At 68.2% G+C, this 25322-nt stretch carries 22 protein-coding genes; 14 read left to right on the top strand and 8 right to left on the bottom strand.

Features of this window, described 5'->3' with window-relative positions:
* Positions 1 to 174 precede the first annotated feature (174 nt).
* From ACESK5_RS12315 to ACESK5_RS12300, 4 genes are all read left to right on the top strand, one after another.
* Entirely contained in the window at positions 175 to 1491 is a 1317-nt protein-coding gene (locus ACESK5_RS12315; protein ID WP_372911866.1) for an LVIVD repeat-containing protein, read from the top strand.
* Positions 1488 to 2768 (top strand): LVIVD repeat-containing protein, encoded by a 1281-nt coding sequence (locus tag ACESK5_RS12310; RefSeq protein ID WP_372911865.1) that lies wholly within the window; start codon positions 1488 to 1490, stop codon positions 2766 to 2768. The genes ACESK5_RS12315 and ACESK5_RS12310 overlap by 4 nt, the downstream gene beginning before the upstream one ends.
* Positions 2769 to 2962: 194 nt before the next feature.
* Positions 2963 to 4363: an LVIVD repeat-containing protein gene (locus ACESK5_RS12305; protein WP_372911864.1), complete on the top strand. Its 1401-nt coding sequence runs from the start codon at positions 2963 to 2965 to the stop codon at positions 4361 to 4363.
* Positions 4364 to 4471: 108 nt separating this feature from the next.
* A complete protein-coding gene (locus ACESK5_RS12300) occupies positions 4472 to 5719 on the top strand; it encodes an LVIVD repeat-containing protein (protein ID WP_372911863.1) in 1248 nt (415 codons plus the stop codon).
* Between the two features lie 19 nt (positions 5720 to 5738).
* On the opposite strand, the gene ACESK5_RS12295 is transcribed toward ACESK5_RS12300, so the two are convergent.
* The 3 genes from ACESK5_RS12295 to ACESK5_RS12285 form a co-directional block, all read right to left on the bottom strand.
* Positions 5739 to 7283 carry a DUF790 family protein gene (locus ACESK5_RS12295; protein WP_372911862.1) on the bottom strand — a complete coding sequence of 515 codons (1545 nt, stop codon included), beginning with the start codon at positions 7281 to 7283 and terminating at the stop codon, positions 5739 to 5741.
* Between the two features lie 87 nt (positions 7284 to 7370).
* Positions 7371 to 9224, bottom strand: coding sequence for a response regulator (locus tag ACESK5_RS12290; RefSeq protein WP_372911861.1), 1854 nt, complete (start codon positions 9222 to 9224; stop codon positions 7371 to 7373).
* A 102-nt stretch (positions 9225 to 9326) separates the two neighbouring features.
* Positions 9327 to 10667, bottom strand: a complete 1341-nt coding sequence (locus ACESK5_RS12285; protein WP_372911860.1) for a DEAD/DEAH box helicase family protein — start codon at positions 10665 to 10667, stop codon at positions 9327 to 9329.
* A 358-nt stretch (positions 10668 to 11025) separates the two neighbouring features.
* Between ACESK5_RS12285 and ACESK5_RS12280 the strand changes: the two genes are divergently transcribed.
* The 5 genes from ACESK5_RS12280 (at position 11026) to dnaJ (ending at position 16432) form a co-directional block, all read left to right on the top strand.
* Complete coding sequence (locus ACESK5_RS12280) at positions 11026 to 11763, top strand: proteasome assembly chaperone family protein (RefSeq protein WP_372911859.1); 738 nt, start codon at positions 11026 to 11028, stop codon at positions 11761 to 11763.
* Between the two features lie 48 nt (positions 11764 to 11811).
* Positions 11812 to 12504 carry a nucleotide exchange factor GrpE gene (locus ACESK5_RS12275; protein WP_372911858.1) on the top strand — a complete coding sequence of 231 codons (693 nt, stop codon included), beginning with the start codon at positions 11812 to 11814 and terminating at the stop codon, positions 12502 to 12504.
* A gap of 238 nt (positions 12505 to 12742) precedes the next feature.
* Positions 12743 to 14671 (top strand): molecular chaperone DnaK, encoded by a 1929-nt coding sequence (dnaK, locus tag ACESK5_RS12270; RefSeq protein WP_372911857.1) that lies wholly within the window; start codon positions 12743 to 12745, stop codon positions 14669 to 14671.
* A gap of 72 nt (positions 14672 to 14743) precedes the next feature.
* Entirely contained in the window at positions 14744 to 15184 is a 441-nt protein-coding gene (locus ACESK5_RS12265; RefSeq protein ID WP_372911868.1) for a DUF6713 family protein, read from the top strand.
* Between the two features lie 78 nt (positions 15185 to 15262).
* A complete protein-coding gene (gene dnaJ, locus ACESK5_RS12260; protein ID WP_372911856.1) occupies positions 15263 to 16432 on the top strand; it encodes a molecular chaperone DnaJ in 1170 nt (389 codons plus the stop codon).
* Between the two features lie 8 nt (positions 16433 to 16440).
* Here dnaJ and ACESK5_RS12255 read toward each other — a convergent pair whose 3' ends face one another.
* Together ACESK5_RS12255 and ACESK5_RS12250 are read right to left on the bottom strand one after the other, a co-directional pair.
* Positions 16441 to 19119, bottom strand: coding sequence for a S8 family serine peptidase (locus ACESK5_RS12255; protein ID WP_372911855.1), 2679 nt, complete (start codon positions 19117 to 19119; stop codon positions 16441 to 16443).
* On the bottom strand, positions 19116 to 19775 hold the full coding sequence (locus ACESK5_RS12250) for a hypothetical protein (protein WP_372911854.1): 660 nt from the start codon (positions 19773 to 19775) through the stop codon (positions 19116 to 19118). Before ACESK5_RS12250 ends, ACESK5_RS12255 begins: the two co-directional genes overlap by 4 nt.
* A 132-nt stretch (positions 19776 to 19907) precedes the next feature.
* Between ACESK5_RS12250 and ACESK5_RS12245 the strand changes: the two genes are divergently transcribed.
* Entirely contained in the window at positions 19908 to 20228 is a 321-nt protein-coding gene (locus ACESK5_RS12245; protein ID WP_372911853.1) for a cupin domain-containing protein, read from the top strand.
* A gap of 49 nt (positions 20229 to 20277) precedes the next feature.
* Positions 20278 to 21384, top strand: coding sequence for a GTP-binding protein (locus tag ACESK5_RS12240; protein WP_372911852.1), 1107 nt, complete (start codon positions 20278 to 20280; stop codon positions 21382 to 21384).
* Here the strand turns inward: ACESK5_RS12240 and ACESK5_RS12235 are convergent.
* Positions 21362 to 21523, bottom strand: coding sequence for a hypothetical protein (locus ACESK5_RS12235; RefSeq protein ID WP_372911851.1), 162 nt, complete (start codon positions 21521 to 21523; stop codon positions 21362 to 21364). The two genes, ACESK5_RS12240 and ACESK5_RS12235, sit on opposite strands and share 23 nt — an antisense overlap.
* Positions 21524 to 21667: 144 nt before the next feature.
* Between ACESK5_RS12235 and ACESK5_RS12230 the strand changes: the two genes are divergently transcribed.
* A complete protein-coding gene (locus ACESK5_RS12230; protein ID WP_372911850.1) occupies positions 21668 to 21823 on the top strand; it encodes a hypothetical protein in 156 nt (51 codons plus the stop codon).
* Positions 21824 to 21888: 65 nt separating this feature from the next.
* A complete protein-coding gene (locus tag ACESK5_RS12225) occupies positions 21889 to 22044 on the top strand; it encodes a hypothetical protein (protein ID WP_372911849.1) in 156 nt (51 codons plus the stop codon).
* Between the two features lie 40 nt (positions 22045 to 22084).
* On the opposite strand, the gene ACESK5_RS12220 is transcribed toward ACESK5_RS12225, so the two are convergent.
* On the bottom strand, positions 22085 to 23245 hold the full coding sequence (locus ACESK5_RS12220; protein ID WP_372911867.1) for a glutathione-independent formaldehyde dehydrogenase: 1161 nt from the start codon (positions 23243 to 23245) through the stop codon (positions 22085 to 22087).
* Positions 23246 to 23432: 187 nt separating this feature from the next.
* On the opposite strand from ACESK5_RS12220, the gene ACESK5_RS12215 reads away from it, so the two are divergent.
* A complete protein-coding gene (locus ACESK5_RS12215; protein ID WP_372911848.1) occupies positions 23433 to 24158 on the top strand; it encodes an acetyl-CoA synthetase in 726 nt (241 codons plus the stop codon).
* A gap of 15 nt (positions 24159 to 24173) precedes the next feature.
* On the opposite strand, the gene ACESK5_RS12210 is transcribed toward ACESK5_RS12215, so the two are convergent.
* A partial coding sequence (locus tag ACESK5_RS12210) for an acyl-CoA synthetase (RefSeq protein WP_372911847.1) occupies positions 24174 to 25322 on the bottom strand: 1149 nt, incomplete at its 5' end.

Below are 25322 nucleotides of genomic sequence, written 5' to 3'. Positions count from 1 at the left end.
GAATACGTAGTCTCGTGTCTCGATTCTATTCTGTTCGAACTGAGAACCGTTTCTTACGTCGTTTTTTCGTTCGACAACCGAGATATTTCCACGTTTGAGAAATCTCTTGACGAAGTATGTGGTACTCAAGCGAACAATTATGACAGAACATTGTGACCTCCTCAGTGGTCCGCCATGACCCACTCGAGAAGAACTGCACTGAAGTTTATTGGTGCGACGACGATCGGTGGCATCGGACTCTCGACTACCCAAGTCGCAGAGGCAGGTAATCACGGCGATAACGGCAACGGCAACGGCAACGGCGGCAAGAAGAAGAAGGGCGACATCCGGCTGATGGGTCACTCGTTGCTGTCGGACCCCGCGGGCGGGTTCGCAGAGGAAGACATCCGCGCCGACGGACAGTACGGGCTGATGGGGAGTTTCACCGGGCCCGGCGGGAGCTTCCTCGTCGACATCAGCAACCCGACGAACCCGACGGAGGTACACGAGTTCCCGACGCCGTCCGAGGGGGTACGCCACGCCGACGTCGAGTTCGACCGACGGGACGGCCTCTACTATCGGACGCGAGAAGGGGGCGGCGGCGACGGGGAGCCGCCGAACGGCGTCGACGTCATCGACTACGGGTGGGGCGACGGGACGCTGGAGAACCCCGTCAAGGCCACGCGAATCCCCGCTGGCTCGACGCACAACGTCCACGCCCATCCCGAAGGTGACGTCCTCTACACGACCGAACACCACGGCGTCGGCGTCTGGGACACCAGCGACCCGACCGACGTCACGGGTGGAGACGTCTACGGTCCGGAGGGTGACCTCCACGACATGATCGTCGACCCCGAGCGGGACCGCCTCCACTGTGCGTTCATCGGGGGCGGGTTCGACGGTTACGTCATCATGGACATCTCCGACCCGATGGAACCGGAAGTCGCCGGGAAGTTCAGCTACGAGGGACGCGATACGTACGAGGACGTTCCCGTCGGCGAACCGGGATTCAACAACTGCCACTACGCGAACTACGACCCCGACCGGGAAATCGCGTACGTCGGCGACGAGATCGGGTTCGGCAAGCCCGGCGGCAAACACGTCTTCGACATCGGCTGGGGCGACGGTTCTGTCGAGGACCCACAGCATATCGGCTACACGACCTCGCCGGACGCCGAGGTCATGGACGAGGCCGAGGAGCTGTTCGACTGGACGGGCCACAACTTCGACGTCATCACCAAGGGCAGCACCACGATGCTCGTGAGCGGTGACTACCACGAGGGTGCCGTCGTGTACGACGTCAGCGACCCGACCGACCCGACTTGGACCGACCAGTTCGAGACCGACCTGAAAGCAGACGAGGCCGACGGTGCCGGGTTCGTCGGCGAGGCACCGATGGCGTGGGGCGTCAACTACGCCGACGAGCGCGACTTCACGGTCGTCAGCGACATGCAGACCGGCATCTACGTGCTGAAATTCACACCCAGTGCGGCGAAGGAAGGTGGGTCATGAGCGACCACGTCACGCGCCGCGGCGTCCTCGCGGCCGGCGGCCTACTCGCGACGTCGGGACTCGCCGGCCTCGCCAGCGCCGGCAACCACGGCGAGGGCAACGGCAACGCTGGCGACCCCAGCGACCTCCGACTGTTCAGCGAGGCCGCCGTCGACAACTCCCACGAGGTCGACACCGACGGCAAGTACGCCTACGTCGCGACCGGTGACGGGATGGGCGTCGCGGACTGGCGTAACCCCGGCAAGCCCGAAGTCGTCGCGTCGCTTGACGCCAGCGACCCCGCGGGGGGTATCCTCGACGTGAAGGTCGACGGGGACCTGGCGAGCCTCGCGAGCAACGGCGGACCGGGTATCACGCTGGTCGACGTGAGCGACCCCGAGAACCCCGAGGAGATCACGTTCTACGACGCCGGACACGACGTCCACAACAACTTCCTCTACAAGGACCACGCGTACCTCACCATCAACGAGTCCGGCTCGAACACGTTCAGCGAGGCGCGGACCGACATCGTGGACGTCAGCGACCCCTCGGACCCGAAGAAGGTCGGCGAGTGGCGACTCGCGGACCACTTCCCCGAGTTCGCCGCCGCCGGCGTCAACCCGAACCACGACGTCTACGTGCAGGACGACCTGCTCTACCAGGCGTACTGGGATGCCGGCGTCGTCATCGCCGACGTGAGCGACCCGTCGAATCCGACGACGGTGGCGCAGTTCGGCGACGTCGCGGGGGCCGACACCCCACAGCCGGACTCGTTCCCGGTCGAGCGCTACTACACCGCGCCGGGGAACGCCCACTACGTCCAGCCGTCGCCCGACGGCGACCACGTCTACGTCGGACCCGAGAGCTTCCCGGGCCTGATTCCAGGCAGCGACAACTACGGCCAGATCCGCGTCTACGACGTCACCGACATGGACGACCCCGAACTGGTCTCGACCATCCAGCCCCCGGACGTCGACGCCTTCCGCACCGCGCACAACTTCGACGTGACGGCGAACGAACTCCACGCGTCGTGGTACAGCGGCGGCGTCCGCATCTACGACATCACGGACCCCACGAACCCGACCGAGAAGGCGGTGTACGACCCGGACGGCTACTCGTTCTGGGGTGCCGTCAGCTCCCGCGGGTTCACTATCGGTGCCGTCTACGGCGCGTCCTCGAGTGCGACTGCGGGAGGCCTCACGGTCCTCCACGACGACCGCGGGAAGAAGCGTCCGCCGGGCTTCGACGGTGCTGCGCCGCCCGAGGACCCCGGTATGGGTGTCGAAGAGGAGACGTAATCGAGCACCGCCGACCGGGACGAACCGGCCACGCGCCGGTTCGAACCACCCTCCACCGCGGACATCTTTCACACTGTGACCCGAAGACGACGTTCCACACGCTCGCTGTGGGCGGGTTCCGACGACGTGACAGTATCGGCGCACGACCGGCGGCCGTCACGCGAACGACACCCGACGGGAGGTGGTGAGGCACGATGACGGACCCGCGATACGGCCGTCGAACGGCGCTGAAGCTGCTCGGTGCGACGGCCGCGCTGGGTGGCGTCGGGACCGCCGCCGCACGACGACAGGAGGACAAGCCGAAGAAGGGCCGCCTGAAGAAACTCGGCCACTCACTGCTCTCGGACCCGCCCGGCGGGTACACGGAGGGCTCTATCAGGTCCGACGGTCAGTACGGCGTCCTCGGGAGCTTCCTCGGGGAAGGCGGCAGCTTCCTCGTCGACCTGAGCAACCCGAGAGACCCGACCGAGGTCCACCGGGTTCCGTCGTCGGCCGACACCCGGAACGCCGACGTCAAGTTCGACCACCGCGACGGCCTCTACTACCGGACGCAGGAACCGAACAACGAGGTCGGCGAGGGCGGTATCGAGCTCGTCGACTACGGCTGGGGCGACGGCACGCCCGAGGAGCCGGTGGTCCTCTCGAAACTCGAGGCCGACCCGACGCACAACGTCTTCGCCCACCCCGAAGAGCCGGTCCTCTACGCGACGAACGAGGAGGAGGCGGACGGCGGCCTCGAGGTGTGGGACGTGAGCGACCCGGCGGCCCCGTCGCTCGTCGGGTCGTTCGGTCCGAAGGCCGACCTCCACGACGTGGTAGTCGACCCCGAGCGTGACTACGCACACCTGGCGTTCATCGGCGGCGACAGGGACGAAGACGCGTTCCTCGACGGCTACGTCCTGATGGACGTCAGCGACCCGATGGCTCCCGAAGAGGTGGGTCGGTTCGACTACGAGAGCCGCCCCGACTACACGGAGAAGCGCCTGGGGAACGGAGAGCCGGGCTTCGAGAGCTGTCACTACGCGGACTACGACCCCGAGCGCGGCCTCGTGGTCGTGGGCGACGAGATCGGCCTCGGCGTCCCCGGCGGGAAACACGTCCTCGACATCGGGTGGGGCGACGGGACCCCCGAGGAGCCGAAGCACGTCGGCTTCACCTACTCCCCAAACGCCGAGGTGATGGACGAGGGCATCGAGTTCCTCGACTGGACGACGCACAACCACGACATCGTCCCGAAGGGGGACACGACCATCCTCGTCGACGGTGGCTACCGGGAGGGGGTGTGGGCCGCGGACATCTCGGACCCGACGGACCCGACGCCCACCGATCGGTACGCGACCCTCGACAAAGTCGACGAGGCCAACGGGATGCTCATCCCCGAGAACCCGCCCGTCGCCTGGAGCGCCGACTACAACCGGAAACGCGACCTGACGCTCGTGGCCGACCAGGTGACGGGCGTCTACACCTTCAGAGCGGTTCCGAAGCCGTCGTCACCGGACGACGCCGGTGGGAACGAGGGGCGAGGTAACGACAACGGCCGCGGCAACGGCCGAAACAGAGACAGCGGCAAGGAGGACGAACGAGGACACGGATAACCGACCACGACCACAGCCACAGCCAGCGGCGTCGCACCTCGACCACAGCGGTTCACCCGACCCAACACGATGACGAGACAGACCCGACGATTCACCAGACGCACAGCCATGAAGACAGGGGCTGCGGTCGCCCTGACCGGATTCGCGGGCGTCGCCAGCGCCGGCAACCACAGAAACGACGGCGACGGTCCCGGCGACCTCCGTCTGTTCAGCGAACAGGCGGTCGACGGGGCGCTCGAGGTCGTCACCCAGAAGCACCACGCGTACGTCGCCACCGGTGGCGGCCTCGCCGTCGTCGACTGGCGGAACAAACTGAAGCCGTCGGTCGAAGTCGAGATGAACGTCCCCGGGACGGGTGTCGCCGACGTGAAGGTCGACGGTGACCTCCTCGCCGTCAGCAGTCAGGACGGGAGCCAGGAGTCCGACATCGGGACGCACTTCTACGACGTCTCCGACCCGACGGACCCGCAGTTCCAGGGGACGTGGCAGGAACTCCCCGCGGGCGTCCACAACCACGTCCTCGACGGAGAGACGGCGTACATCACCCGGGAGTTCCCCTTCGACGACAGCGCCATCAAGATACTGGACGTGAGCGACCCGACGGACCCGACGTTGCTCGCGGAGTGGCCCCAGGAGGGCGAGTTCCTCCGCGAACAGGCCACCGCGCTGGTGCACGACGTGTACGTGCAGAACGACTACGCGTACATCGCGTTCTGGGACGCCGGCTGCTGGGTACTCGACGTGAGCGACCCGGCGAACCCCGTCCCCGTGAGTTCGTTCTCCGCGGACCCCGACTGGGACGAGCAGTTGTTCGAACAGAACTTCGGGAACCCCGACTACGTCGAACGGCTCTTCCTCCCGCCGGGGAACGCCCACTACGTCCAGCCGTCGCCCGACGGCGACTACACCTACGTCGGCGCGGAGACGTTCCCGGGATCGGTCGGCGTCTCCGACCCCGACGAGGACGACTTCGGCGGCATCAAACTGTTCGACACGAGCGACCTGTCGAGCCCCGAGTTCGTGACGCGCATCGACCCACCGTCCGTGGACGACTTTCGTACCTCGCACAACTTCGACGTGACGGCGAACCGGCTCCACACCTCGTGGTACGAGGGCGGCGTCCGCGTCTTCGACATCAGCGACCCGGCGAACCCGGAGGAACGTGCCGCGTACGACCCCGACGGCTCGTCGTTCTGGACGGCCGTCGACGCCCGTGGGATGACCGTCGCGAGCGACATCGGCGGCGGGCTCGTCTTCCTCAACGACGACCGGGGCGAGAAGCGCCCGCCCGCCTTCGACGGTGCGGTGGAGGGCGGCACCGGACCTGGTCCGGACCGGCACGCCCACGGCGGCTAGGCGGCCGCTCGCACCGGGGTCACCCCCGCTCTCTGAGGACGCCGCCAGCGAGCCCCTCCCACTCGACGCGGTAGCCGAGGCGCGAGAGGACCGCGCTCTGTTCGGCGATGCCGGCGTCTTCGAGCACTGCTTCGACGTCCGCGAGAGACATTCCGGCCTCGACTCGCTCCCGCACCCGGTCGAGCACCGCGGGGCGCACGAGCGTGCGACCCACGCGCTCGTGGTCGGGGAAGCTGACGCCCTCGACGGCCTCCTCGCTCACCCCGTACTGCTCGGCCAGCGCCGCGAGCGGCACGACGTCGTCCGCCGGAGACAGTTCCGCAGGGAGCGTCTCGGCGGCCGCCGCGACCAGGTCCCGTTCGTACTCGCGGAGCACGTCGACGACGTCTTTCACCCGGACGCTCCCCGAGTAGGTGACCACCCGGTGGTCACGCGCGTCGACTTCCTCGCCGACACCGAGCGACTCGTCGACGGCGACGAGGAGTTCGACGTCCTCGACGTCCGCCAGTTGTGCGAGTTTCTTCGACACGTAGTCGGGCGTCCAGAAGCCCATGATCTCGAAGTAGACGCGGAACCCCGCCGGACCCGCGTCGAACTCGCTCGCTGCCCGCGACGACCCGGCCGGGCGGTAGTCGAACGCGAAGTCCGGAATCATCACTCGCGTCCCCGTCGCCAGCGCCTCCGGCTCTCTCGTCAGTTCCCAGTCGACGTCGAGGCGCTCGAACCGGGCGGCGAAGTCGGCCTCGACGTCGCTGTCGAACGTCGGTTCCGCGAGCGGAGCGTCGTCCGGGAGCGCGAGGTCCGCCCCGGAGAGCGAGAGCGTCCGCTCGGTGCCGCGGTCGTCGATAGTTGCCTCGAGCCGCCACTCGGGCGACTTCACCACGGTCCGGAGCAGGCGGGCGAACGCCGTCCCGTACCGCCGGGTCCGCCGGAAGAGGGCGTCCGGGCCGGTGACGAAGACCACCCGTTCTCCGTCCACCTGACGAACCTCGTACATCAGCCGGAGTCGCTTGACCGCCGAGACGAGCGCCCGTGGCTCCGACGACCGGACGCGGACCTCGGTCGCGTCGAACAGCGCGGTCTGAGCGAGCGAGAGGTTGTACCGGTCGACGAGTTCGTCCGGTCCCCACGGGGAGTCGAACCGGGTCAGGAGCTGGTTCACCTCTCGGTCGGCGTACAGCGACGCGTCGAGCGCGTCGACCGTGACCCCGAGCGACTCCGCCGCTCGCGTGAGCGCCGTCCGTCGGTCCGCCTCGCTGGCGACGCCGACCCGCTCGCCCGCTTCGAACGCCGCCCGGCGCGCGCGCTCGGGCGGCAACGGTGCGCGTGTCTCGTACGTCGCCTCCCGGTCGAGGAGCGCCGCGAACCCGCGGACGAGTTTGAAGTCCTCGGCCGCTCGCTCACACGCTTCGAGGGCTGCCTCCAGCGTCGCGCGCGTCTCGCCGACGTGGTCCCGGTAGACGCCGAGTACCTGTGCGGCGAGCGGCCGTTCCTCCCGGTCGACGAACTCGGGGTGGTAGCCGCCGCCACGGCGGGAGACGCGGAGGAGGTCCTTCGTGAGCACGACTGTCGAGACGGGACTGGGGGACAAAAGCGCGTGGGAGCGCGCAGGGCCGTCAGCGACCACACGCTCGCCAGCGCCGTGACGGGGTTACTCGACCGTCTCGACGCCCCGTACCTCGAACCGTGCGCCGCCGTCGGCGCCGTCGCGGACGGCGACCTCCCACCCGTGCGTCTCGGCGACGTCTGCGACGATGCTCAGCCCGATGCCGGTTCCGTCGGTAGCGGTCGAGTAGCCGTGACCGAACACCCGGTCGCGCTCGGCGGCGTCGACGCCGGGCCCGTCGTCCTCGACGACGAAGCCGTCGTCGAGACCCTCGACGGTGACGGTGGTGGTGGTGGTGGTGGGGCGGTCTCCGGGCGAGTCGGGGGCGGCCCGCGACCGACGCTCCGTCGAGCGTTCCTCGCTCGAGGACCCGTGTTCGACGGCGTTCGCCAGGAGGTTCTCCAGGAGGTGGTACGTTCGGGTCTCGTCCGCCAGGACGACCCGGTCCGTCTCGACGAGGAGCCGACTCCCATCGGTCTCGAGGTGTCGCCAGCACCGCTCCGCGAGGTCCGCGACAGAGACGGGGACGGTGTCCACGCCGCGGCGCTGGTCGCGGGCCAGTCGGAGCAGGTCCTCGACCAGAGCCCGTATCCGGTCGTGTGCGTCCGCGACGGTGTCGAGCCGGTCGCTCTCACACTCCTCGCGGGCCAGTTCGAGTGCGCCCACGGCCACGTTCAGCGGGTTGCGGATGTCGTGGGACGCGACGCTGACGAACTCGTCGAGTCGCTCGTTCCGGCGTTCGAGTTCCTGTTCGCGCCGTTTCAGCCGCGTGATGTCCGTCGCTAGCCCGACGAGTCGTTCGGGCGCACCGGACGGTCCCGCGTGGACGTAGGCTTCCGATCGAATCCAGCGGTCCGGTCCCGCGTCGGGGTGCGTCCGGTACTCGTACTCGACGCGGTCCGCCGACGTGGTCCGAAACGTCTTCCGAGCGTGGACGATGTCGTCGCGGTCGTCGGGGTGAATCGCCCGCCGGTAGAACGACTCCGTCGTCGGCACCTCCCGCGACGGGAAGCCGTACAACCGCTCGAACGGGCCGTGTCTCGTCTGCCGTCCCGTGGCGATGTCGACCTCGTAGATGACCGAGTCCGTGGCGTCGAGCGCGAACTCCATCCGGTCTCGGACCCGCTCCAGCGCCGTCGCGTGCTCCCGCTGCGCGGTGACGTCGCGGACGGTCCCGACGGTGTAGCCCCGGTCGTCGCTCGGGAAGACGGAGAACCGAAACTCGCCGTGGACGGGGTCCGTTCCCGGGGCCCGGAGGCGGGCCTCGACGGTCTCGACCCTCTCGTCGCCTACGGCGAGCGACTCCCGGTGCTCGGACGTCTCTCCGGCGTCGACGAGCGACGACAGCGGTGTCCCGACGAGTTCCTCGCGGGACCGCCCGGTCAGGTCGGCCATCGCGCCGTTGACGAAGACGAACCGCAGGTCGTCGTCGAGGACGTACACCCCCTCGTCGACCGTCTCGACGATCTGTCTGTACCGCGCCAGTTCCCGGTCGCTCTCGTAGCGGTGGACGGCGTTCTGGATGCGGTTCGCGAGGACGGTGTACCGGTCGACGCCCTGTCCCTTCTGGAGGTAGTCGGTGACGCCCGCCGAGATGGCCCGACTGGCGATTTCCTCCGACCCCTTCGCCGTGAACAGGACGAACGGGAGTTCCGGATGTCGGTCTCGGACCGTCCGGAGGAATTCGATGCCGTTCGTCCCGGGCATGTCGTAGTCGGAGACGACGCAGTCGACCACCTCGTCGGCGTCGTGGACGAGCGCGAGGCCTCGCTCGACGCTGGTGGCGGTGACGACGTCGAACCGCTCGTCCTCCTGCGCGAGGAACGCCGACGTCATCTCGGCGAAGTCCCGCTCGTCGTCCACGTGCAGTACGCGGATTCGGTCCGGTCTCGGTCTCATCTGTCTCTCGAACGCTACTTCACACTCAGCCACGACCGCTATAGCTGTTGCCACGCGCGCGAGAAAGGTGGAAAAGTAGCCGTCGCTCGCGTCTCGCCCGCGCTAGCCACGCCGTCGGGAGGCGACGTTCTCCTCTGCGGTCTCCTCGGTGACGACTTCGTAGAGGAGCGCACGTCGCCCGTCCGACTTCGGCCGGAGGACGCGTCCCAGACGCTGGGTGAACTCTCGTTCCGACCCCGACCCCGAGAGCACGACGGCAACGTTCGCGTCGGGGACGTCGACCCCCTCGTCGAGGACGTTCGCGGTCACCACCCGAGAGTAGGTCCCCTCCCGGAACCGCTCCAGTATCCCGCGCCGCTCCTCTGCTCCGGTCTCGTTCGTGATGGCCGGGAGGAGAAACCGCTCCGAGAGGTGGTAGACCAGGTCGGTGTGGGCGGTGAAGACGATGACACGGTCGTCGCGGTGGCGGTCGAGAATTCGTTCGAGTGCGTCGACCTTCGCGTCGGCGTTCATCATCACCCGCCGCGCACGCTGTTTCGCCAGGAGCGCCTCGCGGGCCCGCGGGTCGTTCCCCGACCGCATCACGAGTTTCTGGTAGTCAGCGCCTGACTGCATGTCGAGGTTCGAAGTTCGAAGGTAGTCGACGAACGTCTCCTGTGCCTCGTCGTACCGGCGGCGCTCCGACTCGGAGAGCGAGACTTCGAGGCGCTTGATGTCGTAGTCGGCGAGGTGTTCGCCCGCGAGGTCGTCGACGTCGAGCCTGTAGACGCGCGGGCCGACGAGTTCCTCGACGGCCTCGTGCGCGCCGTCGGGCCGCTCGAACGTCGCCGTCAGGCCCAGGCGGGCGGGCGCGGCGAGCAGGCGGGCGATGTCCCTGTAGCCCTCGCCCCCGAGGTGGTGGACCTCGTCGAAGACCACGAGGCCGAAGTCGCCGCCGACGTCGTCCGCGCGGAGGTACGCCGAGTCGTACGTCGACACCGTCACCGCCGCCTGTCGCTGCTCGCCGCCGCCGAACTGACCCACCTCGACGTCGAACTCGGTCTCGAGTTCGCGCCGCCACTGGTTCAGGAGGTCGATGGTGGGGACGACGACGAGCGTCGGCAGTTCCAGCGCCACCATCGCAGCGATGGCGACGACAGTCTTGCCCGCGCCCGTCGGGAGTTCGACGACCCCCCGTCGGTCCGCCCGGTGCCAGGCGTCAAGGGCGTCCCGCTGGTACTCGCGGAGGTCGTACGCCGTCGCGAGCGACAGCGGGGACCACGTCCCGACGCGGTCCTCGTAGGCGTCGTCGCGGCTGTCGAGGACGTCCCTCAGCGCGCCGTAGCGGAACGCGGGGGCGCGTGCGGTTCCCGAGCGCGGGTCCGACTCGAGGAACGGGAGCGAGAGGCCGGCGGGAGGGTCGTCGACACGGATGGTGCCGTCCTCGAACGAGAGCGTGGTCACTGCGCGGAGGTAGTCGGGCGAGGCCTAAAAGCGTCGCCGCTGTGGATTCGCTCGGCTCGCGTCCCGCACGTGACCGTCTGGGAGAGGTCGTCGGTGGAGTGCGTTCCGAGCGCGTTCCGACCGGGTGAACGACGGGACGGCGACACGGGGTCGAACCAGCACGCGCCACCGCGCCGTCCCTGGTCCTCGGCGTGTGAGAGCCGAGGAGAACCGACGGCTCCTGAAAGACGGCGGGCAGTGTCGACGACGGGGCGGAGTGGCCGAGCGGTCTCGCCACCCACGCGGGAGGCGTCTGGACGTCACCCGACTCACACCTATCGCCCGTAGCGTTATGCGCTCGCCCCGTCTATCCCCGGACATGGCACACGTCGACGTTCTGACGGCCGTCGAACTGGACGAACCGACGATGGTCGAGGGACTGCCCGGGGTCGGCCTCGTCGGGAAAATCGCCGCCGACCACCTCGTCGAGGAGCTGGGGATGACCCACCACGCGAACGTCCACTGCGACGCCCTCCCGAAGGTCGCCGTCTACCAGGAGGGCGACGCGACGCTCCACCCGCCGGTTCGGCTGTACGCCGACCGGGAGGCGAACCTCCTCGTCCTCCAGAGCGACGTCCCCATCTCGCCGGCGGCGGCACGGGAGTTCGCCGACTGTATCGGCGACTGGTTCGACGACGACGGGGTGTTCCCCATCTACCTCTCCGGCATCGGCCAAGAGAAGTCGGAGCACGCGCCGGCGATGTACGGCGTCGGCGTCGGTGACGGTATCGAGCGACTCGAGGCGGTCGGCATCGACACGCCCGACGAGACCGGCCTCGTCTCGGGGCCGACGGGGGCGCTGTTGAACGACGCGGTCGAACACGGCCGGGACGCCGTCGGCCTCGTCGTGGAGTCGGACCCGCGCTTCCCCGACCCAGAGGCGGCACGGGTGCTCGTCAGGGACGGCATCGAACCGCTGGCGGACGTCGACGTCGGGACGGACAGCCTCGTCGAACGGGCCGAGGAGATCAGGGCGGCGAAGGAGCGCCTCGCGAAGCGGATGCAGGAGGCGGGCGAGGAGAGCACGCAGGCGCGGCCGCTCGGGATGTACCAGTAGCGAGGCCGTTTCTACAGTCTTAAGCCGCGTCGGTCACTTCGTGCAGACATGAGCGACGACGCCGACATGGACGCCGACGTGGACGCCGAACAGGCCGCCGAGGACGTCGAATCCGGTCCCGCGGTCAACGGTGAACCGGCCGCGCCGGAGGACGAGGCCGCGACCGACGATGCGGACGACGCGGAGGACGCGGCGTCGACGGAGACGGGACTCGCCGCCGACGTGGCAGAGGCTGAGGGCGTCGACGAGGACCTCGTCGAATCGGTCGCCGACCTGGAGGCACGAGTCGCCGAACTCGAGGCGGCGCTCGACGACGCCCGGTCGAAGCTGGCCCGGAAGCAGGCGGACTTCCAGAACTACAAGAAGCGGATGAAGAAGAAGCAAGAGCAGGTCGAGGCCCGCGCGACGGAGGACCTGGTCGAACGCCTCGTGCCGGTCCGAGACAACCTCGTGCGGGCGCTCGACCAGGAGGAGAGAACCGACATCCGCCCAGGGGTCGAGTCGACGCTCGCCGAACTCGACCGCGTCCTCGACGGCGAGAACGTCAGCCCCATCGAACCACAGCAGGGCGACGACGTCGACCCGCACCGCCACGAGGTGATGCTCCGCGTGGACTCCGAACAGCCGGAGGGGACCGTCGTCGACCTCTACCAGCCTGGGTACGAGATGGCCGAGAAGGTCATCCGCCCGGCGCAGGTGACGGTGAGCGCGGGTGCAGACGACGAGAACGGCGAGGAGTGAGCACCCGTCCGTCGTCGGTTCGTTCGTGGGGTCGTGTCCCACTGGAGCACTTCGACGCGTTCGTCGGGGGGCCCTCGCGTGGAGTTCCGAAACGGAGTGCGTGCGGTTCGTGATAAGTCCCCCGCCTCACGGCCGACCGAGTGTGAGAAAAACGCACGACGGCGGCGACATGTGCCTCGTCGAGTGAGCGTCGAATCTAGTAACCTTTAACCGACGCAAGCCGATAGGTGAACCCAAGATGGCGAGCAACAAGATTCTCGGTATCGACCTCGGTACCACCAACAGCGCCTTCGCGGTGATGGAAGGTGGCGACCCCGAGATCATCGTGAACGCCGAAGGAGACCGCACGACACCCTCCGTCGTCGCGTTCTCCGAGGACGGCGAACGACTCATCGGCAAACCTGCCAAGAACCAGGCCATCCAGAACCCCGACCGCACGATTCGGTCCATCAAGCGGCACATGGGGGAGAAGGACTACACCGTCGAGATCGGTGACGACGAGTACACGCCCGAGCAGATCTCGGCGATGATTCTCCAGAAGATCAAGCGCGACGCCGAGGAGTACCTCGGCGACGAGGTAGAGAAGGCGGTCATCACGGTCCCCGCGTACTTCAACGACCGTCAGCGACAGGCGACGAAGGACGCCGGGGAGATCGCCGGCTTCGAGGTCGAGCGCATCATCAACGAGCCCACGGCAGCGTCGATGGCGTACGGCCTCGACGACGACTCCGACCAGACCGTCCTCGTGTACGACCTCGGTGGCGGCACGTTCGACGTCTCCATCCTCGACCTCGGCGGTGGCGTCTACGAGGTCGTCGCCACCAACGGTGACAACTCGCTCGGCGGCGACGACTGGGACGAGGCCATCATCGACCACCTCGCGACGGAGTTCGAGAACAACCACGGCATCGACCTCCGCGAGGACCGCCAGGCGCTCCAGCGCCTGAAGGACGCGGCCGAGGAGGCGAAGATCGAACTCTCCTCGCGAAAGGAGACGACCATCAACCTCCCGTTCATCACGGCCACCGACTCGGGCCCGGTCCACCTCGAACAGAAGCTCTCGCAGGCCAAGTTCGAGTCGCTCACCGCGGACCTCATCGAGCGTACCGTCGGCCCGACGAAGCAGGCGCTCGAGGACGCCGGCTACTCGAAGGGCGACATCGACGAGGTCATCCTCGTCGGCGGGTCGACCCGGATGCCGCAGGTCCGCGACCAGGTCGAGGAACTGCTCGGCGTCGAGCCCAAGAAGAGCGTCAACCCCGACGAGGCCGTCGCGCTCGGCGCGGCCATCCAGGGTGGCGTCCTCTCGGGCGACGTCGACGACATCGTCCTGCTCGACGTCACGCCGCTGTCGCTCGGTATCGAAGTGAAGGGTGGGCTGTTCGAGCGCCTCATCGAGAAGAACACCACCATCCCGACCGAGGAGTCGAAGATATTCACGACCGCCGCGGACTCACAGACGAGAGTCCAGGTCCGGGTCTTCCAGGGTGAGCGCGAAATCGCCGAGAAGAACGAACTGCTCGGCGAGTTCCAGCTGACGGGCATTCCGCCGGCACCCGCCGGAACGCCACAGATCGAGGTGTCGTTCAACATCGACGAGAACGGCATCGTCAACGTCTCCGCCGAGGACAAAGGCTCCGGCAACAAGGAGGACATCACCATCGAAGGTGGCGCCGGCCTCTCCGACGACCAGATCGAACAGATGCAGCAGGAGGCCGAAGAGCACGCCGAGGAGGACAAAATCCGCCGCGAGTTCGTCGAGACTCGCAACGAGGCCGAGAGCACCGTCCAGCGCGCCGAGACGCTCCTCGAGGAGAACGAGGACAGCGTCTCCGACGACCTCCGCGAGGACATCGAGGAGGAGGTCGAGAACCTCGAACAGGTCCTCGAAGAGAACGAGGAGGCCGACGACCTCGAGGCGGCGACCGAGGAAATCGAGGACGCCGTCGAGGACCTCGCCGAGGCACTCCAGGAAATCGGCAAGCAGATGTACGAACAGCAGGCCCAGCAGCAGGCGGCCGGTGGCGCCGGGATGGGCGGCGCCGGCCCCGGTGGCATGGGCGGTGCCGGTCCCGGCGGTATGGGCGGTGCCGGTGACGGTCCCGAGGGCGGCGACGACGAGTACGTCGACGCCGACTTCGAGGACGTGGACAAAGACGACGAATAGTCGTCTTTGTCTGCCCGCCAGACGTAGTCTGGCGACGTCGACGACGACAAGTAACTCACTCCCGTCTGCCCACTGAAACGGCAGACTTCTCTCCGTCCCGTCGCCCGCTCTCACCGCCCGAAGGGCTACCCTCGTCGGCGTCGTGACGGACCCATAGTCGACCCGGCGCCCGCACTGTTCGCCCTCACCGTCGCCTTCGTCACGGTCCACGAACTCGACGCGGTCCGGAACCACGAGTGGCGGTTCTTCTTCGCCCCGTTCGGGGTGAGCGACGACCCCGCGTACCGCGCCTTCACGGCGCTGCACGTCCCGCTCTTCGCGTTCGTGCTCACGCTCTACTCGCTCCCGGCGTTCCAGACGGGCTTCGACGTCTTCGCCGTGGCACACGGCGGCCTCCACCTGGCGCTACGGAACCATCCACTGGTCGAGTTCTCCGGGTGGTTCTCGCGGCTGTGGATCTACGGCGCGTCGGTGCTGGGTGGTCTCCACCTCTTCTCCGTCGTCGTGCTGTGACTGCTCTCCCCCCGAACAGGCCGCCCGTCCGCAAGGCGCGTTTTTCAAGTAGTTCGGTCGTGAATGACCGAGTAACGGATGAGCGAGGACTTCTACGACGTGCTCGGGGTGTCGCGTGACGCCTCGGACGACGAGATCAAGAAAGCCTACCGGAAGAAGGCCTCGGAGTACCACCCCGACGTGAGCGACGACCCGGACGCCGAAGAGAAGTTCAAGAAGGTGCAGAAGGCGAAGGAGGTCCTCACGGACGACGAGAAGCGGCAGATGTACGACCAGCTCGGCCACGAGCGCTTCCAGCAGGCACAGAAGCAAGGTGGCGTGGGCGGCGGTCGTGGCGGCCGTGGCGGCGACCCGTTCGGCGGCATGGGCGGGTCCGGCGGCATGGGTGGCTTCGAGGACATCTTCAACCAGTTCTTCGGCGGCGGGGGGAGCGGCCGACAGAACGGCCCCCGCCAGGGGAAGAACATCCGGGCGAACATCACGCTCGACCTCGAAGAGGCGTACGAGGGCGTCTCGAAGCAGTTCACCATCCAGCGACCCGAACGCTGTGACGTGTGTGACGGCGCGGGTCACCCGCCCGACGCCGACGTGAACACCTGCCCGGAGTGTAACGGCCAGGGGCAGACGACGACGGTGAGTCAGACGCCGTTCGGAAGAGTCCAGCAGACCCAGACGTGTCGGCGCTGTGGGGGCGAGGGCCAGACCTACTCCGAGGAGTGTTCGGAGTGTGGCGGCGCCGGCCAGGTCCGCCGACAGGCCGAACTCACGGTCGACATCCCCGCCGGCATCAGGGAGGGACAGACCCTCCGGATGAACGGCGAAGGGGCGCCCGGAGAGAACGGCGGGCCGAACGGCGACCTGCTCATCGACGTCTCCGTCCGCGACCACCCAGAGTTCGAGCGCGACGGGGACGACCTCTACCACCAGTTCGCCATCTCGTTCCCGCAGGCGGTGTTCGGCGCGACGGTCGAGGTTCCGACGCTGGAGGGCACCGTCGAGATGGACGTCCCCGAGGGGACCCAGAGCGGCGAGACGTTCCGGCTGAAGCGGAAGGGGATGCCCAAACTCGACCAGCGGAGCCGACGCGGCCGCCAGCGTCACGGTAACCTCTACGTCCAGGTACAGGTCGTCACGCCCGACGACCTCAACAAGGAACAGCGCAAGGCGCTGGAGCAGTTCGCCGAAGCCGGCGGCGACGAAGTCGACGTCAAGGAAGGCTTCTTCGAGCGCATCAAGAACTCGTTCTGAGGCCTCGCTCAGCCCTCGACCTGCACCGTCCTCGTCACCGTCTCGTTCGCCGTCCGGACGCCGACCAGATACGTTCCCGGCGGGAGGTACCGCGGGACCAGTACGGGGCGCGAGACCGAGTACGTCTCCCCGGGAGCCAGGCCGACCGACTCGTCGACGACCGGTTCGAGGGCGCCGTCGCCGTCCCTGTCGACACCGGCGTGGACCGTCTGTGAGCCGGTCCGTTCACCGGTGTTCGCCACCGTCGCCGTGACCCGCACGCGTTCGCCCCGTCGAACCGTCTCTGGGACCGACAGCGCGACCACCTCGAACCGCGCGGGGTCGGGCGCTGCGGCCGCGACGGTGACCCGTCCCTCGTCGGTGCGGAACCGCTCGGTCGCGGTCGGTGGGGCAGTCGCCGTCACCCGGTAGGTCCCCGGCCGGTCGAACCGGACGAGCGCCCGTCCGTCCGCTCCGGTGACGGTCCGGACGTCGTCGTACTGTACCGTGGCGTTCACCGGCGCCCCGGTGTCCGCGCGGACGACGGTGAACGCGACCTGCTCACCGGCCTCGACGCTCGTCACGTTCGGTGCGAGCCGCAGTGAGACGGGCGTCAGTTCGGGTCGCTCGACCACCGACAGTTCGTACGGGAACGTGTCCGTCGTCCCGAAGCCCCCCGCGACGACGGTGTATCGTCCGGTGTGTGCGAACGTGTGGACGAGGCTCGCGTTCAGTCCGGCCCCGCCATCGTCGTCCGTCGCGACGACGCTCCCGTTCGGCGCGAGGAGGAAGAGGTAGGGGTCCCGCCCCCACCCCTTCGCTCGCATCTCGACGTTCACGCGGACGCCCTCGACGCCCGACAGGGCGACGGGCTCGTAGTAGCCGCGGAACGCGGGCGAGAAGGGGTCCTGTGCGTCGACGACCCCCCGCCGCGTCTGGCCGACCCCGACGATACCGAGGTCGTTCTCGCCGAACACCGCCCGAGTCGCGTTCAGTCGGCCGTATCCACTCGTCGGGTCCGGTCCGACGGGGGCGACGTCGGTGGCGCCGCGCTGGAGGCGTCGTTCCACCTGGTTGGGGGTCGCACCCGGCTTCCGTTCGCGGACGAGCGCGCTCACGCCCGCGACGTGCGGGGCGGCGGCTGAGGTGCCGGCGAACGACGCGTACCGACTCGTCGACACCCGGTCCGGTGCGACGACGTCGACCCCTCGCCGGCCGTCGTTCGTCGGTCCGCGGGAACTGAACGGTTCGACGCGCTCGCCGACCCAGTCGAACGCGCCGACGGCGACGACGTCGCGGGCAGTCGCGGGCGCGGCCAGACTGCTCTCGGGCGTCTCGTGTTCCAGCGACCCGGCCGCGTCGCGCGTGTACAGTTCGAGGACGTGGCTCCCGTCGGCGTCGTAGTTCGCGACTGTCACGTAGTAGACGCCGCGTTCGACCGTCGGGCCGACGGACTCGGTCGGGCGCTGGAAGCCGGTCTGTGCGCGGGTCGACCGGGCGACGAGGACGTCCTCGCCTCGCGAACGGGAGCCGTACGGGGGGACATCGCGGTAGAGGAACAGGTCGTAGTCGTCGTCCGACTGCGGCCAGTCGTTCCAGCTGAGACTCACGCCGACGCGCCCGCTCAACGGTCGGCCGTCGTTCAGGTAGTTCCGCTCGTCACCCGGACCGAACTCCGCCCACCGGTCGCCGTCGGCGTTCCGGTACCGGCCCTCCCAGTGGCGTCTCGCGTAGTTCCCCGCCGAGTTGGTCCAGACGACCCCGTCGGCGACAGCCTCGTCGGCCACCTGTGAGACGAAGCCGGTCCCGTCGTACGGCTGGTTCACCCAGTTCACCGAGGCGGTGACGACGTCGACGTCGTTCGCGCGGAGCCACGAGACGGCGGCGGCGAACTCCACGTCGGTGTCGACCGTCGCGAGGTAGAGACTGGCGTTCGGCGCGGTGTCGACGACCAGTTCGGACACGACGGTCCCGTGGGCCCGGTGACCCGGAGCGGGCGGGGTCGCCCTGAACGAGCGGGAGGCGACGACGTTGTCGCGAATCTCGGGCGCCGACGAGTCGAAGCCGAGGTCGACGACGCCCACGCGGACTCCGTCGCCGGAGACGCCGACCGCCTGAACCGCGTCGGCGTCGACCACGGAGACACCCTCGCTGACGGCCGTCGGGGTCGGGTGGGTGGGGCGGCGCACCCGCTGGACCCACCGGAGCGCCGCCACCGTCGTGACGTTCGCCGTCGGGAGCGTGACCTGCACGAGCGTCCCGTGTTCGACTTCGACGTGGGCGCCGTGGGCCCGAAGCCGGTCACGGTACGCTGTCGGGTGGGTCGCCTCCAGTTCGACGACGACCCGTGTCCGTCCCTCGCCGCCCACCGACGACGACGTCGACGCCGACACCTGCGCCTGCGCAGGGGCGGCCGCTCGCGTGACGCGCTCGTCGCGGAGTAGCTGTGACGACTTCGAGGGCCGTCCCGGCGCTTCGGCGACAGTCGCGTTCCCGTCCGTCCCGACGGTAGTCCCGTTCCCGTCCGTCCCGACGGTAGTCCCGTTCCCGTCCGTCTCGCCGGACGCCTCCTCGGGTGTGTCGAGCGGCGAGTCTGCGTCCCGGACCACGTCTGCCGCACCGAGTCCGGGAGCCGTGGCGACGACGGTGGCGACGACGACGACGAACGCCACGGCCGAGACGGCGAGTCGGGAGCCGAGCGGTCTCACCGGCGTGACCTCCCGTAGAGGCCCACCGCGACGACGGCGACACCGATTGCGACGACGACCACGAGGACGTCCGTGTGCCGTGTGGTCGGTCGGGAGTCGGTGTTCCGAGCGTCCTGTCCTGCGTCCGGTGCCTCCGTCGGCGCGTCCTTCGAGGCGGCCGTCGCCGACGAAGAGCCGGCCGCCTCAGCCCGGTCTGGGAGTCTGACGTACGCCACCCCCGGTTCCTCCGAGAGCGGGACGACGTCGTCGACGGGGACCCGTGCCTGGACGATCGTCTCGCCGCTCACCGTCGCGGTTTGCTGAACCGTGACGTCGTAGCCGTCCGGGACCATCGACCGCCCGCGGAGTTCGACGACGACGACGACGCGCCCGTCGCGCAGGTCGATGCCGTGTGCCGCCGCGAACGCCTCGCGGTCGTCCGCCTCGACCAGCCCTCGCAGCGTCGAACTGACGTTCGACGATGTCTTCGGCTCCGTCTGAGAGGACGCGGCCGGTGGCGCGGCCCCGACACTCTCGGCCGGCGGGACGGACCCGGCGAGCGTCGTCGTGGTCACGGCTGCGGCGCTCACACCGGCGACGACTACGGCGCCCGCGAGTGTCGCGGCCGTGAGTCCCACGAAGAGGGCGACCCGGAGGGGTGTCTCACCTCGGCGCATGACAGGTAGATGTCAGTCCGCGGTTTAGTCGTGTCCCCACGTCCTCTCGAACGAGAGTGTCCGTTCCGGTTCGACGTTCTCGCGTCGGACGCCCCGCAGATTCTTGTCGCCGGCCCGTCTCCGCTCTATTGCATGTCCTACACCAAGGTCAACCGCCGTGACGTCGACCCAGTCGCGGACGGCATGTACTTCCTCCGCGACGCCCTCGGCTGTGAGAACCTCGGCTTCACCGTCGTCGAGTGCGACCCGAACTGGACCGGGAAGGAACACGACCACGCCGACGGCGGCCACGAGGAGGTGTACTACCTCGTCTCGGGCGAGGTGACGCTCCACGTCGACGGCGACGAGGTGGCGCTGGACCCCGGCGACGCTGTCCGCGTCGCGCCGGACGCGTCCCGACAACTCGAGAACGGGCCGCGCGAGAGCACGCTCGTCGTCGCCGGTGCGCCCTGACGATTAGCTTTCGCGGTGACATTATTACCGCCCGGCCCGAACGACGCCTATGTCCCACGGCTCCGACGGCCGCATCCCCGTGACGGTGCTGAGCGGTGCGCTCGGCGCGGGGAAGACGACGCTCGTGAACCGACTGCTCGCGAACCCCGGCGACCGGACCATCGCCGTCGTCGTCAACGACGTCGGCGACGTGAACGTCGACGCCGAACTCATCGAGGAGGAGAACGAGGAGACGGGCGTCATCGACCTCTCAAACGGGTGCATCTGCTGTGGGTTGCAGGGTGACCTCCTGACCGAGGCGGCGCGCCTCGCCGAGGAACGGACGTTCGACTATCTGGTGGTGGAGGCGTCGGGCGTCTCCGAACCCGTCCCCATCGCCCAGGCGTTCACCCTCGGGACCGACGAGTCGGACGTCGACCCCACGGAGCGGTTCCGCCTCGACACGATGGTCTCCGTCGTGGACGCGTACGGCTTCTGGAAGGAGTTCGACCCCGCGACGAACCGCGACTCCTCCTCGGGCGGCCGGCCGCTCTCGGAGGTGTTCGTCGACCAGGTCGAGTTCTGTGACGTGCTCCTCCTGAACAAGTGCGACACCGTCCCCGACGACGCGCTGGACGAGGTGGAGGCGCTCGTCCGGGAACTCCAGCCACGGGCGGTGCTGTATCGGACGGAGTACTCCGACGTCTCCCCCGACGCCGTCCTCGACACGGGCCTGTTCGATTTCGACGAGGCTCGGCGTGCGGCCGGGTGGAAACGACACCTGTCCGGGGACGCGGGGCACGAACACGCGGACGGTCACGACCACCGCCACGCGGGTGCGTCACACGCCGTCTCGACGTTCACCTACGAGACGGACGGCCCGTTCCACCCCGAACGTTTCGACGCGTGGCTCGACGAGTGGCGCGGCGACGTCGTCCGGGCGAAGGGATTCTTCAAACTCGCGGGGCGGCCGGAGACGGTGATGGGGCTGAGTCAGGCCGGCCCGTCGGTGCAGGCCGGCCCCCTCGGCACGTGGGACGAGGACGACGACCGACGGACCCGACTGGTGTTCATCGGGACGGAGATGGACGAAGCCGACATCAGACGGGAGCTCGACGACTGCCTCGTTCGCGCGTCGGAGTCACTCGACGGCGTCAGCGACCCGTTCCCGGCGTGACCTGCTCACGCAGGTCGTCCCACTCCTCGTAGAAGCCGTAGTTCGTCTCCCGCGCCCGCTGGGCGGCGATGGCCTCCTGGTAGACGTCGTCGTAGTCGAGCAGGGCCGTCCAGCCCTCCTCGCGGAAGGTGCAGTACATGCACATATCTCCTCGTATGGACGGCTCTCACAAGACCGTTATCGCCGCCGTCGTCGCCTGCCGCTACCTCCGTACCTTGTCAGTCGTTCTCACGGATGAGAGTCGGTCCGGAAGATACATGTTACATACCAGTCGAGGGCTCGTATGTGCTACAGACCCACACGAAACCGGCGAACTGCGGTCACCGGTCGGTGCGACCACTGCGACTGGACGGCCGTCACGAGTTCCTACTCGCAGATGGTGAAGTTCTACCAGGACCACCTCCGGGCCGACCACCCACGGGTGTGGGTCCGCGCCTGAGTCCCACCCACTCCGTATTTTCACGAGGGCGACAGGTACAGGCGTCTCCACCCCCTACGACCTGCGTGACGCTCGAACGGTCTCCGGACGGCGTCGACCGGGTGACGGGGCAGTGTGACCACTGCGAGTGGTCGACGGTGACGACGGGCTACCCCGAACTCGTCCGGCGCTACCAGGACCACCTGCGCGAGGCACATCCGCAGGTGTGGCTCCGCGGGTGAGACGGCTCGAAAAAATCGTGTTGGTGGAGCGACTCTGCGGCTACGGCTCGAGCAGGACCTTCGTGACGCCCTCTTCGCGCTTGTCGAACGCCTCGTACATCTCGGGCGCCTCGTCGAGGTTGACCCGGTGGGAGACGACCCACGAGGGGTCCGCCCGCCCCTCGATGATGAGGTCACGGAGTTCGCGGTTGTACTGCTTGACGTTGCACTGACCGGTGCCGAGCTTCTGTCCCTTCTCGAACAGCTTCCCGAAGTCGATGCCGAGTCGACCCTGTGCGGCCATCTCGTCGGGCGCGCCGGGGTCGGAGGGAACGTACAGTCCCGGGATGCCGAGTTCGCCCGTGGGACGGACGACCTGGATGAGCTGGTTCAGCACGACGGCCGGGTTCTCCCGCGCCGGGTCGTACGCGTCCGAACCGGGGTCGGTCTCGGGGTCGATGGCCTGGTAGCCGACGGCGTCGACGCCCTTGTCGACCTCTCCGCCGTGTTGGTCTTTGATCTGCTCGACCGGGTCGCCCTCCTCGAAGTTGATGGGCGTGGCGTCGCAGTGTTCCTCTGCGAGGTCGAGCCTGCTCGGGACGCGGTCGACGGAGTAGATTTCGGCCGCGCCCTTGATCTTCGCGCTGTAGGCGGCCATCAGGCCGACCGGACCCGCGCCGAAGATGGCGACCGATTCGCCGGGCCTGAGGTTCGCGAGTTCGGTCCCGTGCCACCCCGTCGGGAAGATGTCCGCCAGCAGAGCGAACGCGTCCTCGTGTTCGTCACCCTCCGGGAGTTTGAGCGCGTTGAAGTCCGCGTACGGGATGCGGAGTTTCTCGGCCTGGCCACCCTTGTACGGCCCCATGGCGACGTAGCCATAGGCCCCACCGGCGAACCCGGGGTTGACGTTCGTACAGAAGCCCGTGTAGCCGTTCTCACAGTTCTGACAGAAGCCACACGCGACGTTGAACGGTGCGACGACGCGGTCGCCTTCCTCCAGTGTCGAGACGCCGTCACCAACCTCGGTGACGATTCCCATGTTCTCGTGGCCGAAGACGATTCCCTCCTCCGCCGCGGTTCGACCCTCGTACATGTGGAGGTCCGACCCACAGATGCACGACGTCGTGATGTCGATCAGCACGTCGTTCGGGTGCTGAATCTCCGGCTCTTCGACTTCCTCTACGGCGACCTCTTTCGGCCCCTTGTATACCACCGCTCTCATTGACATAGCACTGACACCTCGATTACGTCTCGTGCTAACGATTATTATGTTTACCGGCCGACTATTGTTCACTACGACAGTACCCATCCGACGCCGAGAGTGTTGTGCTCTGTCCACACGTCCAGACCGATTCACGTGTCACCTCTCGAACCGCGCGACCTTTCACCACGAACCCGCTACTCACGTTATGGACGTTCTCGGAGACCTCGTCGCTCGCGACAGACGGAGCGACCGCCCGGCGTTCCACGACGCCGGGACGGACCGTACCGTCTCGTATCACGACTTCTGTACGACTGCGTACAAGGCGGGGAACGTCCTCCGGTATCTCGGCGTCCGCGAGGAGGCAACCGTCACCGTGGTCGGTCGCGTCGGCCGACATCCGCTGTGGGCGTTCTACGGCGCCGGCCAACTCGGGGCCGTGACCCGGTTCGCAGCCGACGGCTCGGCGGCGAGCGACTCGCGCGTCCTCCTGCTTCCCGTGGCCGACGAGGACGCCGTCTCCCTCGACCCGCGGACGAAACTCGCCACCTACGGCGGGTCACCCACACGGGCGACGACGCTCCACTGGGAGAAGGAACTGTGGAGCGAGAACCCCGCGGTCCACCCGACGGACGTCGACCCCGCCGACCCCTTGCTCACCGCGGAGGCAGCGACGTACACGCACGGGGAAGTACTCGACGCCTCCCGGGCTGTCGTCGACGCGTTCGACCTCGACGCTGATACCCGAGTCGCCGTCCGCGGCCCGCTCTCACACCCCCACGTGGTCACGGCCGGCCTCGTCGCCCCGATTCTGGCCGGTGGGACGGTCCTCGGACCGAACGACGAAGCATCGGCAGACGTCGCCGTCGTCGGGACTGACTCCGAAACCCCACCCGAACCGCAGGTGTGCCGCGCCGCCGACGTCCCGCTGTGACGGTCGGTCGGGAGTTCAGGCGGCGTCTCTGAGTTCGTCGAGGGCGTCGGGGTTCTCGATGCTGCTCATGTCGCCCAGTTCCTCGCCCTGATAGATCGACGAGATGGCCCGGCGGATGACTTTCCCCGACTGGGTCTTGGGGAACTCCGAGACGAACAGAATCTCGCGCGGGCGGAACGGTTTGCCGTGTTCCTCGCCGACCAGCGCCGACAGTTCGTCGCGTAACGCGTCGCCGGGTTCGTGGTCGGGTTCCAGCACCACGTACGCGACCACGGCGGTCCCGGTGGTGTCGTCGGGGACGCCCACTGCGGCGGCCTGATTCACTGCCTCGTGTTCGGTGAGCACGCCCTCGATTTCGGCCGGGCCCACCTTCCGGCCCGCGACGTTGAGCGCGTCGTCGGCCCGTCCGTGGAGGAACCAGAAGCCGTCTTCGTCTTTTTGCGCCCAGTCGCCGTGGTCCCAGAGGTCCTCCCAGGTCGACCAGTACTCCGCGAGGTAGCGTTCGTCACCGCTCCACAGCGATTTGGTCATCGAGGGGCACGAATCACGGGCGACCAGGAAGCCTCGCTCGTGGCTGTCGGCGATGGACTCGCCCGCGTCGTCGACGATGTCGATGTGCATGCCGAGGCCGGGGCCACCCAGACTCGTCGGTTTCAGCGGCTGGGTGGGCATCGGCATGAGGAAGCAGCCACAGATTTCGGTCCCGCCCGAGATGTTGATGATGGGTGCGTCGCCCCCGCCGACGTGTTCGTAGAACCACTGCCAGGACTCGGGGTCCCACGGTTCGCCGGTCGACCCGAGGAGTCGAATCGACGAGAGGTCGTGCTCGTCGACCCACTCGTCGCCGTGTTTGCGGAGGGCACGGATGGCGGTCGGCGAGATGCCGAACACAGAGAGCGAGTGGCGGTCGATCATCTCCCAGAACCGATCGGGCTGTGGGTGGTCGGGCGCGCCCTCGTACATGAACACCGTGCCGCCGAAGGTGTGGTTGCCGACGAGCGCCCACGGCCCCATCATCCAGCCGATGTCCGAGACCCAGAAGAAGCGGTCGGCGGGCTTGTGGTCGAAGCCGAAGTAGATCTCTTTGGCGCACTGCATCTGGACGCCGGCGTGGGTGTGGACGATCCCCTTCGGCTTGCCCGTGGTGCCCGACGAGTACAGCAG

This window comes from Salinigranum sp., from assembly GCF_041641895.1.
In the GTDB taxonomy this organism is placed as follows: domain Archaea; phylum Halobacteriota; class Halobacteria; order Halobacteriales; family Haloferacaceae; genus Salinigranum.
The sequence above is the reverse complement of the archived record's forward strand: the minus strand, read 5'-3'. Positions and strand labels throughout refer to the sequence as shown.

Excerpts from the sequence above, each read along its gene's own strand:
- ACESK5_RS12235 (WP_372911851.1), bottom strand. The coding sequence starts at position 21,523 with ATGTACTGCACCTTCCGCGAGGAGGGCTGGACGGCCCTGCTCGACTAC.
- ACESK5_RS12275 (WP_372911858.1), top strand. The coding sequence starts at position 11,812 with ATGAGCGACGACGCCGACATGGACGCCGACGTGGACGCCGAACAGGCC.
- ACESK5_RS12305 (WP_372911864.1), top strand. The coding sequence starts at position 2,963 with ATGACGGACCCGCGATACGGCCGTCGAACGGCGCTGAAGCTGCTCGGT.
- dnaK (WP_372911857.1), top strand. The coding sequence starts at position 12,743 with ATGGCGAGCAACAAGATTCTCGGTATCGACCTCGGTACCACCAACAGC.
- ACESK5_RS12245 (WP_372911853.1), top strand. The coding sequence starts at position 19,908 with ATGTCCTACACCAAGGTCAACCGCCGTGACGTCGACCCAGTCGCGGAC.
- ACESK5_RS12310 (WP_372911865.1), top strand. The coding sequence starts at position 1,488 with ATGAGCGACCACGTCACGCGCCGCGGCGTCCTCGCGGCCGGCGGCCTA.
- ACESK5_RS12240 (WP_372911852.1), top strand. The coding sequence starts at position 20,278 with ATGTCCCACGGCTCCGACGGCCGCATCCCCGTGACGGTGCTGAGCGGT.
- ACESK5_RS12300 (WP_372911863.1), top strand. The coding sequence starts at position 4,472 with ATGAAGACAGGGGCTGCGGTCGCCCTGACCGGATTCGCGGGCGTCGCC.
- ACESK5_RS12250 (WP_372911854.1), bottom strand. The coding sequence starts at position 19,775 with ATGCGCCGAGGTGAGACACCCCTCCGGGTCGCCCTCTTCGTGGGACTC.
- ACESK5_RS12230 (WP_372911850.1), top strand. The coding sequence starts at position 21,668 with ATGTGCTACAGACCCACACGAAACCGGCGAACTGCGGTCACCGGTCGG.
- ACESK5_RS12220 (WP_372911867.1), bottom strand. The coding sequence starts at position 23,245 with ATGAGAGCGGTGGTATACAAGGGGCCGAAAGAGGTCGCCGTAGAGGAA.
- dnaJ (WP_372911856.1), top strand. The coding sequence starts at position 15,263 with ATGAGCGAGGACTTCTACGACGTGCTCGGGGTGTCGCGTGACGCCTCG.
- ACESK5_RS12290 (WP_372911861.1), bottom strand. The coding sequence starts at position 9,224 with ATGAGACCGAGACCGGACCGAATCCGCGTACTGCACGTGGACGACGAG.
- ACESK5_RS12280 (WP_372911859.1), top strand. The coding sequence starts at position 11,026 with ATGGCACACGTCGACGTTCTGACGGCCGTCGAACTGGACGAACCGACG.
- ACESK5_RS12215 (WP_372911848.1), top strand. The coding sequence starts at position 23,433 with ATGGACGTTCTCGGAGACCTCGTCGCTCGCGACAGACGGAGCGACCGC.
- ACESK5_RS12315 (WP_372911866.1), top strand. The coding sequence starts at position 175 with ATGACCCACTCGAGAAGAACTGCACTGAAGTTTATTGGTGCGACGACG.